Annotated in this window: 11 protein-coding genes; 1 reads left to right on the forward strand and 10 read right to left on the reverse strand. The window is 38.6% G+C overall.

The features are described from left to right. Positions 1-125: 125 nt before the first annotated feature. From GXX20_12505 to GXX20_12515, 3 genes are all read right to left on the reverse strand, one after another. The gene (locus tag GXX20_12505; GenBank protein HHW32468.1) at positions 126-500 is read right to left on the reverse strand and encodes a sulfite exporter TauE/SafE family protein; all 375 of its coding nucleotides are present in this window, start codon (positions 498-500) and stop codon (positions 126-128) included. Positions 501-537: 37 nt separating this feature from the next. Next, the gene (locus GXX20_12510) at positions 538-951 is read right to left on the reverse strand and encodes a sulfite exporter TauE/SafE family protein (GenBank protein HHW32469.1); all 414 of its coding nucleotides are present in this window, start codon (positions 949-951) and stop codon (positions 538-540) included. 152 nt (positions 952-1103) lie between these two features. Continuing rightward, complete coding sequence (locus GXX20_12515) at positions 1104-2063, reverse strand: acetylxylan esterase (protein ID HHW32470.1); 960 nt, start codon at positions 2061-2063, stop codon at positions 1104-1106. Between the two features lie 314 nt (positions 2064-2377). On the opposite strand from GXX20_12515, the gene ltaE reads away from it, so the two are divergent. After that, positions 2378-3424: a low-specificity L-threonine aldolase gene (gene ltaE, locus GXX20_12520; GenBank protein HHW32471.1), complete on the forward strand. Its 1047-nt coding sequence runs from the start codon at positions 2378-2380 to the stop codon at positions 3422-3424. Positions 3425-3458: 34 nt separating this feature from the next. Here ltaE and clpB read toward each other — a convergent pair whose 3' ends face one another. The 7 genes from clpB to GXX20_12555 form a co-directional block, all read right to left on the reverse strand. Further along, entirely contained in the window at positions 3459-6056 is a 2598-nt protein-coding gene (gene clpB / locus GXX20_12525) for an ATP-dependent chaperone ClpB (protein HHW32472.1), read from the reverse strand. Between the two features lie 144 nt (positions 6057-6200). Beyond that, a complete protein-coding gene (locus GXX20_12530; protein HHW32473.1) occupies positions 6201-7157 on the reverse strand; it encodes a J domain-containing protein in 957 nt (318 codons plus the stop codon). Between the two features lie 269 nt (positions 7158-7426). Beyond that, complete coding sequence (locus GXX20_12535) at positions 7427-8746, reverse strand: LysM peptidoglycan-binding domain-containing protein (protein HHW32474.1); 1320 nt, start codon at positions 8744-8746, stop codon at positions 7427-7429. 181 nt (positions 8747-8927) lie between these two features. After that, a complete protein-coding gene (locus tag GXX20_12540) occupies positions 8928-9596 on the reverse strand; it encodes a hypothetical protein (GenBank protein HHW32475.1) in 669 nt (222 codons plus the stop codon). Between the two features lie 20 nt (positions 9597-9616). Then, complete coding sequence (locus tag GXX20_12545; GenBank protein HHW32476.1) at positions 9617-11002, reverse strand: ABC transporter permease; 1386 nt, start codon at positions 11000-11002, stop codon at positions 9617-9619. Further along, entirely contained in the window at positions 10995-13091 is a 2097-nt protein-coding gene (locus tag GXX20_12550; protein HHW32477.1) for a hypothetical protein, read from the reverse strand. The genes GXX20_12545 and GXX20_12550 overlap by 8 nt, the downstream gene beginning before the upstream one ends. Continuing rightward, positions 13048-13800, reverse strand: coding sequence for an ABC transporter ATP-binding protein (locus tag GXX20_12555; protein HHW32478.1), 753 nt, complete (start codon positions 13798-13800; stop codon positions 13048-13050). The genes GXX20_12550 and GXX20_12555 overlap by 44 nt, the downstream gene beginning before the upstream one ends. Between the last annotated feature and the right edge of the window lie 294 nt (positions 13801-14094).

The following is a 14094-nucleotide window of genomic DNA, read 5'->3' on the forward strand; positions in this document are numbered from 1 at the left end:
ACATAGAAGATGATCTCCTTTTCTGTTATTTTTTGTTGAGAACTATATTTTAACAGGATTTCATCTTCTTTTCTATTTATTTGGAACTATATTCCAATTTATCCCTACAGTAATTTTACTCTATGTTAACTTTTTATTATTCTTTTCCTTTTGGAACCTTTTCTAAACACTTCATATATACCCATGAACATCAAAAAAACACCGAAAATTTTTTTCAACGTCTCTCCAGGCAGGTTTCCTGCCAATTTAGAGCCTATAAAGGCACCTGCCAATCCAAATATAATTATGGGCAATGCCATTTTAAAGTCAATCCTCTTATTTTTTATATGTATGAATAATGCGATTATAGCAGTAGGAATAAAGAAGATCAAATTAACACTTTGGGCAATATGCTGTTCAGACCTGGTAAACAAAACAAGAGCCGGAATTAGTACTGTTCCGCCTCCTATGCCCATCCCGCTTATAATTCCTGAAATTATTCCGATAATAAAGAGCAGCACCTGAACCACCACAATTATATAATTATTATTTCAACTATTATTTCATCAGCATTCTTACTGCCGCCAGTATCATAAACGCTCCAAATATCTTTCTTAGTATGCTCTCAGGGCACAGATTCAGTATTTTAGCCCCGGCATACCCTCCCAACATGCCTCCGAGAATTACTTTATATGTAATACCCCAATCAACAAAATCATTGGATATGTAAAAAAATACACTTATAATGGTTATGGGCAGGATAACTAATATTGCCGTTGCATGGGCTTTATGTTCATCTGCGCTCAGGAGATGAACCATAGCCGGAACAGCAATAGTGCCTCCTCCGGAACCAAGAAGTCCGTTAATTGTACCTGTTATTAAGCCAATAATACCGGATATTACATATTTTTTTACTGCCGGAGATTTTATACCGCCCTTTAACCGGGTATTATCCGGCCGTTTATTATTCATACCATTACAAATTTTTTTTGGCAAAAAAATAACCCTCCCGCATGTTGGATAATACACTTTCCAAATTGACACTGTAGCATTAATTTGCCCAAAGAGTCATAAGTGTATTCAAAAGTAGTCATGAGAGGGTAATTAATTACTAAATTTTAATTTTATAGTCCGCTCAGAAATTGATAACACCTATCTTGAAAACCTGGCAAAATTTCATGGGCATAATCAGGATAAATCACTATATTCTTGACAGATTCTATTTTGTTATAGGCGGCAAACATGGTTGAAGGAGGGCATATATCATCCATCAGACCTACTCCCATTAGTACTTCTCCCTTGATTCTTTTTACCAGGTGCTGTACATCAATATACCCTAAAGTTGTGAATATTTCTTCTTCCCGGCTATGGGTTGGATCAAAAAGGCGGAAATATGACCTTATTTCTTCATAGGCATTTTTTGCAAGATCCATTTCCCATACCCTTTTGTAATCTGACAAAAAAGGATATATAGGTACCAAGCGTTTAATTCTTGGTTCAAGGGCAGCACAGGCAAGTGTCAGGCCTCCACCTTGTGAAGCGCCTGTGGCACCCACTCTGTTTTCATCAACCTCAGGCATGTTCATAACAATGTTTGCCAGCTGGGCAGTGTCAAGAAAAATATGGCGGAATAAAAGATTATCAGGAGAATCGTCAAGCCCGCGAATAATATGTCCTCTAAAAGTATTGCCTTTTACACCTCCTACATCCTCTGAAAGTCCTCCCTGTCCTCTGCAGTCCAGTGCGGCCACAGAAAATCCAAGAGCCACATATTCCAGCTTGCTTGCCCAATCTCCGCTGTTGCCGGTGTAACCGTGGAACATAAGCACTGCCGGATGAGGGGAAGGTGCGTTTTTAGGCCGCAAGTATTTTGCATGAATTCTTGCTCCCCTAACTCCTGTAAAATATAGATGAAAACACTCTGCAAAAGGAACCTGGAATTCGCTTGGCACCAGTTCCACCTGGGGGTCTACCTTCCTCATTTCCTGCAGAGCCCTTTCCCAATATTCATCAATATCAGGCGGACAGGGGTTCCTCCCTTGATAAACTTTAAGTTCTTCCAAAGGCATGTCCAGTATTGGCATATAGTATATCAACTCCTGTACATCATAATATTTGCCATATGCATGTGTCTGACTGCAATCTCTAAAAGGCTTTTCCGATTCATCCAGAACAGACCCTCAAACATAAAGCTGAGCATATTTTACCACACTTTTCAGTACCAGTTAACTTAATTTAGCAAAATTGTATTTATTATTATCTATCTTGTGATCTGTCAAAAGTTATACTCTTGTCTTATAATGCTTCCAATTATAAAATTAATTATTATTAAGAATAATGACTATAACACAACGAGACGTGGGACGTCTGTCGTTTCGTTATATACCTTGGAGGCCTTATGGAATATATTGATTTGAGAAGTGATACAGTAACTCAACCTACTCAGGAAATGAGAGAAGCTATGTACAGGGCTGAAGTAGGAGATGATGTTTATGAGGAAGATCCTACAGTTAAAAGATTGGAAGAATATTCTGCAGACATATTGGGTAAAGAAGCTTCACTGTTTGTACCAAGTGGTACCTTTGGCAACCAACTGGCTTTGCTGACTCACTGTCAACGCGGAGATGAAGTTATCTTATGGGAGAAATGCCATATTGTCGAACATGAAGTTGGGGCATCATCAGTTATTGCCGGAGTACAGCTGAGAACTTTTAGAAATCCCGGAAACATCGGTATGGAAGATGCAGCTCTGAGGGAAATTCAAAGCTTGATAAGAGACGATGATATTCACGAGCCCGGTACAGGACTGATCTGCCTGGAAAATGCCCTTTCTGACGGAAGGGTATTATCAATGGATTATATGAGAGGAGTCAGAGAAATCTCGCAAAAATATAATATCCCTATCCATCTTGACGGTGCGCGAATTTTTAATGCCTCCATATATTTAGGAGTTAATGTTAATAAAATAGCTGCCTTTTGTGACTCTGTAATGTTCTGCGTATCAAAAGGACTTTGTGCACCTGTTGGTTCAATACTCGCAGGAAACAGGCAGTTCATAAGCAAGGCAAAAAAGGGAAGAAAGCTAATGGGTGGAGGATTAAGGCAGGCAGGTTTCCTTGCGGCTGCAGGTATTATAGCTCTTGAGAAAATGAGAAACAGGCTGAAAGATGACCATGAAAATGCCCTTTTACTCGGTAACGAACTTTCAAAAATACCCGGTGTTAAGGTAAAAGTTGAAGATATCCATATTAACATGGTTTTTCTTGATATAAGCCAGACCGGATGGAAATCGGATGATTTTACAATTGAACTCCAAAAAAGGGGTATTAAGATTAATCGTCCTAAAAATGGGATAGTGCGCCTGGTAACACACTATCCCATAAACCGTAAGGATATTGAGCAAGTGGCAGGCATACTGAAAGATGTGTTAACCAGCAGGTTGTGAGGATTTAACACTTAAACCTGCTTTGCCCTGTTTGTTACTGCTGTATCCTAAAACTTAACCCTTCCTCATCAGTATCCACTACAACTTTGGAATTTTGACCCAATTCACCCTTTATTATCATTTTACCTATTTCTGTCTCCAGATGCTTCTGGAGGAAACGTTTTACAGGTCTTGCACCATATACAGGGGTGTAGGCAGTATCTGCAATATACCCCTTTGCATTTTTCGTTACTTCAAGGGTAATCTGCCTGTCTTCAAGTCTTTTTTGAATATCAGCCAGGGCAAGGTCAATTATTTTTATTATGTCTTCCTTAATCAAAGGCTTGAACATTACTATTTCGTCAATACGGTTAAGAAATTCCGGTTTAAAATAGAATTTCATTTCATTCATTACTCTTTCTCTGATTTCTTCCTTTATATCTCCCATTTCGTCAATACCATCCAGAAGGAATTGGCTGCCTATATTGGAAGTCATAATTATTACCGTATTCTTAAAGTCTACGGTTCTACCCTGACTGTCAGTGAGCCTTCCATCATCCAGCATTTGCAAAAGCACGTTAAACACTTCAGGATGGGCTTTTTCAATTTCATCAAACAAGACCACACTGTAAGGTTTTCTTCTTACCGCTTCAGTAAGCTGGCCTCCCTCTTCATATCCTACATATCCCGGAGGCGCTCCAATCAGCCTGGCTACTGTATGTTTCTCCTGATATTCGCTCATGTCTATTCTGGTCATATTCTCTTCACTATCAAAGAGAGCTTCTGAAAGAGCTTTTGCAAGTTCTGTCTTTCCAACTCCCGTAGGTCCCATGAATATGAAAGAACCAATGGGTTTTCTTGGATCCTTAAGGCCTGAACGCGCTCTTATAACTGCATCGGCTACGGCTGTTACTGCTTCATCCTGTCCAACAACCCTCTTGTGAAGTATATTACTGAGATTTAAGAGTTTTTCCCTTTCATTTTCCACCAGACGGGTAACAGGGATACCTGTCCATTTTGATACAATATCTGCAATTTCATCTTCAGTAACCTCTTCTTTTAACAACCTTCTTTCCTTGTTAGACTCCTGACGGTTTTTTTCCTCCTCCAGCTTTCTTTCAAGTTCAGGAAGTGTCCCGTGTTTCAATATAGCTAATTGATTGAGATCATAATTTCTTTCTGCTTCTTCAATTTGTCTTTTTACATCTTCTATCTTCTGTTTTAGTTCTTTTGAAGCCTGGATATTCTTTTTCTCAGCTTCCCATTGTGCTTTCATAGCATCAGCTTTAACCTTGAGGTCCGCTATCTCCTTCTCCAGAACCTGAAGCCGGTCTTTTGCATTTCTGTCATCTTCTTTTCTTAATGCCTGCCTTTCTATTTCAAGCTGCATAATCCTTCTGCTGATTTCATCAAGTTCAGAAGGCATGCTGTCTATCTCAGTCCTTATCATTGACGCTGCTTCATCCATTAAATCTATAGCCTTGTCAGGCAGAAACCTGTCACTTATATATCTGTTGGAAAGAACTGCGGCAGCAATTATTGCATTATCGGTGATTCTTACTCCATGGTGGATCTCGAATCTCTCTTTTAGACCTCTCAGGATGGATATTGTATCTTCCACCGATGGCTGCTCTACAATTACCGGCTGGAACCTTCTTTCCAGGGCGGCATCTTTTTCGATATATTTTCTGTATTCATCCAAGGTGGTGGCGCCTATGCAGTGAAGTTCTCCTCTGGCAAGCATAGGTTTTAAGATGTTTCCTGCATCCATGGCACCCTCTGCTTTTCCGGCACCTACAATATTATGAAGCTCATCTATAAACATTATTATTCTGCCCTGGGATTTCTCTATTTCATTTAATACAGCCTTTAGTCTTTCTTCAAACTCTCCCCTATATTTTGCTCCTGCAATCAATGACCCCATATCAAGGGCAAAAATTGTTTTACCTTTCAGGCCTTCAGGCACGTCACCTTTAAGTATTCTTTGGGCAAGGCCTTCTACTACAGCAGTTTTTCCTACCCCGGGCTCCCCTATTAACACAGGATTGTTTTTCGTCCTTCTTGATAGTATCCTTATAACTCTTCTTATTTCCGCATCCCTGCCTATAACAGGATCGAGTTTCCCTGCCCTTGCAAGCTGTACCAAATCTCTTCCAAACCTCGCAAGCGCCTGGTAGGTATCTTCAGGATTCTTTGATGTAACCCGCTGATTGCTTCTAACTTTGCTGAGAGCCGATAAAAATCTCTCACGATTAATGCCAAACCTTCTAAAAATATTCTCAGATGGAGTATTTCTCTCCCTTAAAAGAGCAAGGTATATATGTTCAACACTAACATACTCATCTTTGAATTTTTTTGCTTCATCTTCAGCATGTAAAAATATTTCGTTAAACCTTCGTGTAGCATACATGCTGGAAGCACTGCTTCCATATACCTTCGGAATTTTTTCCAAAGACTGCTCTACGTCTTTTATTATCAATAAGTGATTTTCGCCCATATATGAAATTAACTTTGGTATTAATCCATCCTCCTGGGTAAGGAGAGCATAATGAATATGTTCACCGTCTACCTGCTGATGTCCGTACCTTATTGCTGTTTCCTGGGCTAATGCCACTATTTGCTGCGCTTTTTCAGTAAACTTATCAAAATCCATGCAGAACCTCCTCATTTTTTGATATTTCTCTGGTAGCAGGGAAAGGAAAGCAGAGGGACGGTTCTTCTGCTTCCATGGGTGGAAGCAGAAGAACCGTCCCTCTGCTTCCGAAGAACCGTCTCTCTGCTTCCCTTTGCTTCCGCTTTAGCTATTACTTGATATCACCTTAAGCTGCCTGTACAATTCCTTAACTTTGTCTGATAATATCGCCGGATTCATGATTCTTATCCTGAAATATAAATCTCCCCTGTTTCCTGTTCTATCTCTATAACCTTTATTAGCTACTCTTATTTTGCTGTCGGTCTGAATTCCAGCCGGAATCCTTACCAATATCTTTCCATCAAGGGTATCCGCCATCACTTCATCACCCAGAGCAGCCTGCCATGGCATCAGATCCAATGATGCAATTAGGTCCATACCATCCAGTTCGAAGTTGCTTCTCTTAAACTTTACTTTCAGATAGAGATCCCCGTTTGCTCCACCATTTACTCCGGGTTTTCCCTGGGATGCAAGTTTGATCTTTTCCCCTTCTTTAATCCCCTGAGGAATCTTAAATGAAATTGTTCTATCTTCTTTTCCTTTTTTCAGGCTGATTGTTTTACCAGTTCCAGAAAAACCTTCTTCTGGCGTGATTTCAATTTCAGCTTCAATATCATCACCCTTCATTGGGAAATTACTTGCATATCCTCCTGTATTAAATCCTGATGAAGCACCGGCAGTCCTGCCGAATATATTGCCCAAATCGAAATCAAAGGAGTCTCCTCCAAAGAACATGTTAAAAAAGTCACTAAAATCACTGTTTCCGCTTGTTCTGTACTCATAGCGCACATTCTTTCCAAATCCAAAATCGAAGGGGTCAAAACTGCTCCCATGAGTAAAATTAAAATTCTGGCCAAACTGATCGTATTTCTTTCTCTTCTCAGGATCTCCCAAAACCTCGTAGGCTTCATTTACTTCTTTAAACTTCTCTTCAGTAAATTTATCACCGGGCCGTGCATCCGGGTGATATTTCTTGGCAAGTTTCCTGTATGCTTTTTTTATCTCATCCTGAGTGGCATTTTTATCTACTCCTAATATCTTGTAATAATCTTTATATTCCATACCATTCCACCTTATCCATCTTAAACTTCGCCCAATTAAAAGTATACTTCTGCTAAGAAATATTCATTCAGTTTTATAGATATATTCATAGTAACTAATTTGCCGTTCCAGCTTATATGGTCATAAGGTTATTTAATTATTTGGTTATTCAAATATAGTTCAATTTAATATAGACTTTGACTATCTTTGACTATCATTATACTACTTTTCATATAAAATGCAATAGAATTTTCCAAATAGATTTATAGATTTTAAGACTTTACAAGATATTATGGTTTAGGTATGACTAATACCTGGCCTTCATATATAAGATTGGGGTTACTTAACCCATTGGCTTCCATTATAAGAGTATATTTATTGGGATCATTATAAAACCTGTTGCTTATGCTGTATAAGTTATCTCCTCTCTTAACTTTGTATTCAACAGGCCATTGATTATCACTACCTGTACTGCCAGATCCGGTGCCATCAGCCACCTGTCCTCCTTCAGTGCCTGATTCTTCACCGTTCTCTGTCAAGTTATCTTCTTCGTCGTCCTGATCAGTAACTTCATTTTCTACTGTTGTATTATTATCCCGGGTAACAGGGTTGTAGGTTGTAGTATCTGAACCTTTAGAATCAGCTATTAATCCCCAAAGTTTGTATGCTCCAAAGAGCAATCCAGCTATTATAATAATTGAAGTAACCACTGTCAGCAATTTCTGAAAAATTTGACTCCTGGCATTTATAACCTGGGTAATATTTATTGTCTTTCCTTTGAGATAACCAGCATCCTGTTCTTTAATTTTCTTTCTTAAGGAATCCACCTTTACCGTCATTACGGTAATGTTATCTTCTCCACCTGTTTTCAGGGCTTCCTTCAGTAAAAGATTAGATATCATATCAGTCTCATCACTATCAAGCAATTCATATATTCTATCCTCATCCACATAATCAGTAAGGCCGTTTGTACAAAGCAGGAACAGATCTCCTTCTCTTAATTCAAACACATCAGTTTTTCTGCTTTCAACCTGCCTGTTATCGGTAGACGACCCCAAACGGCTTGCCAGAACCTGTGCCTGCTCATGTGTAATAATACCCATTCTTAGCAGCCGTTCAGTTTTTTTGTAATCAACTGTAAGAGATTTCAGTTTTCCGTCTCTTAGAAGATAAGCCCTGCATCCTCCCGAATCAATTACTGCAGCTTTGTTATCCGATATGTAAAGCACCGCGGCTCCGCTTTTGCCTGCATCCTGCCTGCCATTTACGATATCCAGGCTATGTATAAGATTACTTGTTTCATCCATGCTTTCATAGAGTTTATCAAACTGATAGTAAATATCTTTTTGACTGGCTTTTTCTCTCTCATGGAATATTCTTAGTTCCTTGGTAAGAGATATGGGCATGCTTCTCTCATCAGTCTGCCTTTCCATATTATCGCACACTGCAAAGAGAAAGGATGATGCATTAGTTTCAATAGATACCTGGACATTATCAGTGTCATGTTCAAAGATATATCTGCCGTTAATGTAGAAGTTATCTTTATTTTCCTTTTTTACCATGCCAAGATGTGATACTACCGAAGCGCTAATTTTCATTTGATTATCCATTATACCAACCGCCTCTCCCCGCCGTTTGCAATATCGGCATAGTATTTATTACAGCTTGTCCAGTTATAGCCTGTATTTTATATCCTGAACAATTATATCTGGTCACGTCAATTCCGTCTATTCTGAACTTTTAAACATTATAACAGATACTTTATTATTCCAATTATACCAGAAAAAATAATTATTCCAAAATAAAATCACCAAAATAATCCGGACGGTGAAAATCCGGTTTCTCTATAAGAATAGGGTTCCAGCATCCATAATGTTCCTGATGTGAACAATCCCCACATTTATATAAATTGGCTTCCATCCTGTATCCTGATTTAAATTCGATTTTGCCATAGTATTTTTCAATAAAAGTAAATGGTATTGAGTATTGTACCGTCCAGTACTTCCCATTGTATTTATCTAATGTTTCAGGAGTTACTGAGGTTTTAATCTGAAATATTTTGGGATCAATGTCAGTTATAAAAGGCCTGTTATTCCTTTCTTCTCCAATCATAATCAGAAATGTGCCAAAGGGGTTCATCTCAAGATTTATGTACCTCTTGTCTTTTTCCGGATAAGGATTAAAGAAAAACTCCACACAACTGTCTTTATAGACGGGATCATTTGTATTCAAATAAGTTGCGGTTATTTTGGGCTCATAGGCTTTAAAGAAGACGCATAGCCTGCTTTCTGTATAAAACACTTGTGCGTAAACTTCAGGAGTATAAACATCACTCCATGGATAACAGTCTACATGGGCTTTGGGTACAGAATCCAGCTTTGAAAACGGATCACCTTCCATCTCAGATATTTTTACAACTTTGTAAATTTGCTTTCCTTTCTTAAATTCATCCATTGGCACTAAAGCATCACCCCTATCTATTATTCAGTTCTAATAGCATCAAGCACGCTGATTTTCATAGCCCTTCTTGCAGGATATAAGCCTGATATTAATCCTACCAGCATTGCAAATCCTATGGATACAAAAGCCAGCCATACAGGAATTATTGAAATATTATTAGGCTCATTGCCAGGGCCCATATATATTCCGGCTCTGTTCATATAACCTGAACCTATATAATTTATAAGTGCTGATGCGCCGTAGCTCAGACCAATTCCCAATATACCACCCATTAAACCTATCATGGCAGCTTCAAAAAGGAACAGTCTTTGTATGTCTTTCAACATGCATCCTAATACTTTCATTATACCAATTTCTCTTGTCCTTTCATAGATGGACATTATCATTGTATTGGTAATTCCCAGTGCCGCTATTAGAAATGAAATAGCACCTATTCCTCCTAATACTGTCTGTACTGTACTTGAGGTTTTCTGCATTGATTTTCTTATATCAGCAAGGCTGTAGGTTCCCAATTCCATTGCTTTTATTTTTTCCTGCACCTTGTCTACGTCATTGATGTTTTTTACCTTTACCCAAAGCCGGTCATAACCTTCCTGTTCATTCAAGATCACTCCGCCGCGGGTCTGCCCGCCCTGGCTCCTGTTGTATTCTTTTATCATCTTGTTAAGCTGGTTTATGTCCATGTATATATTGTAGTCTTTTTCTCCGTTGGACTGCTGGAGAACCCCAACCACCTGCAGTTTATATACTTTTGGAGTTTTATTGTTGTTCTGCCCCTGGGAGGCTCCTGGAGATCTTTTTTCTCCGTAACTCATATCAAAGGTCATTTCAATCTTGTCATTCATGACATCGACAGGAGGTTCATTGCTGTTGCTTATTCCATACACCATATAGCCGCCTCCGCGGTTATTGGCTTTGAAAAACTGCATGGCTACATTGCATCCGAAAACAGCGGCAATTGTATCATCTTCCTGGAGCAGTCTTCCCTTATCAACTTTAAAATCAAAGGCCTCCATGGTATTGTAATCAATGCCCATAACCTGGGCATATGCCATATATTTGCCGGAAATCAGCTTGGGATAGGCGGACACTATGGGCGTAACCGCTTCTACCCCGTCAATGGCGGAGATTTTTGCCACAATTTTGTCATCCAGTACCGTGGTTTTAGCTCCGCCCGCTCTTCCTGAACTGTCATCAGGATAGTAATAACGGTTTACAGTTATAATATTTAAGTCGCCCATACGGCGTAATTCCCGCTCGAAGCTTTCATTCATTCCTATTCCCAGGGAAAGCATGACCACTATTGAAGCAGTGCCTATAATTACTCCCAGTACTGTGATGAACGTTCTTACTTTTCTTCGGAAGAGATTTCTTGACCCCATGCTTATCAAGTCAAGGCTATTCATCAAGCATCATTTCCTTCCTTACCTTTATTTTTCTTCTAACTACTAATACTATTATCAATAAGATAATTAATAATGCCGTACTTCCGCCAATTATTACCGGAGTTGGTAACTTTTTCTCTATAGGCATTTCCCCTGGAGGAAAACCTTCTCTACCCTTTCCGTCTGGGAAATCATACACCGGCATCTCTATTACATTCATAGAAAATTCCTTTTTTATTTCTATCTGTTTGCCAGAGGCATCTTCAAATGTGAAAACAATGCTTCCTTTCGCTTCTCCAGGTTGATTGGGTATAATTGTGGTATCATAATAATCACTCCTGCCTGGTTCAAAATTGCCTACATAATAACCTGAGCCAAGTATCTGGAAATTTCCTTCTGATGATACCATAAGGTTATAGAGGGTGGATTTCCCCATGTTATAGAAATCAATTGATACAGGCATCGACTGCCCGACAAAAATTTCCATAGGGAAATTTACTTCTCCGGTAACAAGCCTGGGAGGCTGAAGCACCGGTATGCTCACCTGTTCCTTTGCTGTATGTTGATTGCCTTTTTCATCTTCATACTCAAAGCTTATACCCAATATATAAGATTTCTGTGCTGCATCAAATTTTGTAGTCAGCAGCACTTCTTTTGATACTCTTTCCCCGGGAGAAATATTTTCTACATAAAATGTGTTACTGCTGTTTGCCGGAATGAAAGTGCCGTCATCAGACATCAGGGTTATTTTTATATTTCTGACAGCCAAAGTCTTATTTGTATTCAGGAATTCCAGACTTAAGTTAAAATTGTCGCCGGCGCTTACCTGGGGAGGATCCACCTTGTAGTTGCTTACAATAATTCTCGGTATACTCTTCTGATCCTCTGTGCTTTCTTCCTCTTCCTTTTTCTCCACATATACCCCAACATACCTCAGAATTGACCCTCTGGTCAATTTGCCGTCCAGATAGTCATCATACTCAACATTTAATGCAATTGGATAATTTCTTGTTCCGGTATTTGGTATAGTTGATAAAGTAAAGCTTACTCTTTCCGACTGTCCCGGTTCTAATGAATCAATGATAATTGTATTTAATGATTTTGGGTAAATCTCCTTATCAGCAGTTACAAACACTTTCATGTTTTCAGCTAATTCTTTGCCCTTATTTACTACATCAAAGCTAATAGTAAAATCCTCTTCCGGTGCCAGTGTTTTTTCAGGATACTCCACATTTTCTATTGTAAGTTCAACCGGCTGCTTTTTCTCCTCTTCTTCTTCCTCTTTAAACACCGGAATAAATATCTGGCTTAATTCACTGAAAGAGTTGTTCTTCGCGTCTTTATATTCCATTTTCACCTGGAGGGGATAATTTCCGCCGGTAAGTTTTTTTGATGCTGTAATATAATACTCCACAGTGCTGTTCTTTCCGCCTTTTATTGATGAAACATATTTTACATCAGTGGAATTTTTTAAAGAAAACACCTCACTGCTTAGTCCTGACAGTGTAACTTTAATATCCCTGGCTTCCAGTGTTCCGGTATTACTAAGTACCAATTTAACAGTAGCATCCTCACCGGGAATTAACTTACTAGGACTGGTTATTATTCTTTCAATAACAAGCTTGGGAGGTTTATTGTTGTTTTGTACTTTGACCAGTATCTGCTCGGAAGAAGTGTAGTCGTACCCGAAAATGTTTGTATAGCTATATTTTATGGTAAGAGTGTAAGTCCCTTCTATTGCATATTGGTCTACTTCAAGTTCGTATGTAACGTTTGCGGTGCCATGGGCATCCAAAGTCCCTATATCTTTTGTAAGGTTTAATTTATCTATAATAAAAGGAAACCTTTCTTTATCTTCAACTTCAAGACTAACCTTTAAATTTTTTGCCTGACTGCTGCTGTTATTTCTTATAGGGAGCGTTAATGTTTCCGTCATTCCTGCATTTAATATGGGAATCTCTAAATCGCTTTTAACATTAATAATTGGTCTTACAGCATTGGGATCAATTTGTCCAGGTATCACAATAGGTTCCTGGGCACTAACTATGATAACATTGGTACAAAAACTAAATAATATTGCTATTGCCAGAATAAACTTGATTTTTTTCATTAGGAATATCCCCCTTTACTTCTCTGTTGTCAATGATCTTTGAAATGTTTCCGTCCAGTATATGTATTATCCTGTCAGCATAGGACGCAATATCCATATCATGGGTTACAATTACGAGCGTCTGATTGTGTTCTCTTGCCATTGAAGTAATTAAATCCATTACTTCTTTTGTGGTCTTAGAATCAAGATTTCCTGTAGGTTCATCAGCAAATACAATGCTCGGCCTTGTAACAAAAGCCCTTGCAATTCCAACTCTCTGCTGCTGACCGCCACTCATCTGGTTCGGCCTGTGTTTTATATGAGTGCCTAACCCAACAGCCTTTAACATTTCCATGGCACGCTTATCCCTTATGCGTTTGGGCACTCCTTTAAAAGCCAAAGGCAGACTCACATTCTCAAGGGCCGTTAATGTGGGCAACAGGTTATATGACTGAAACACAAATCCTATATACTTCTGCCTGAATTTAGCCAGAGCCTTTTCAGATAGCTTGTCAACATATATATTTTTAATTTTTATATGGCCTTTGGTAGGCTTCTCAAGACCTGCCATAAGATTCAATAATGTGGATTTTCCGGAGCCTGATGTCCCCAGAAAACAGCATATTTCGCCTTCTTCAATATTAAGATTGATATTATCAAGGGCAACAACTTTTTCATTGCCCAGTCTATAAACCTTCCTTATTCCGCTAATCTCAATAATATTCCCCAAGACCTACATCCCCCCTTCCGCAAGCTTCACCTGTAGTTTATTTCTGTTATTTATATTTTCAGGTGTTTCATTTATTGCTTTTAATAATTTTTATTTATTAACAATAATAAATTATATCACATAGTAAACATGGTAATTAAATAAATAGTATAATAGTTTACTTTTTTAACTATCTTAACATATTCTGACGTAGAAAAAATACAATAGTTCCGCAAAATTTTATAGATTGTTTATATTATACATTAACTTTTCACGTCCCCATGTTACGAGAGGGACGCACCTCAGCACAAAAGA

The organism is Clostridiaceae bacterium, from assembly GCA_012840395.1.
In the GTDB taxonomy this organism is placed as follows: Bacteria; Bacillota; Clostridia; order Acetivibrionales; family DULL01; genus DULL01.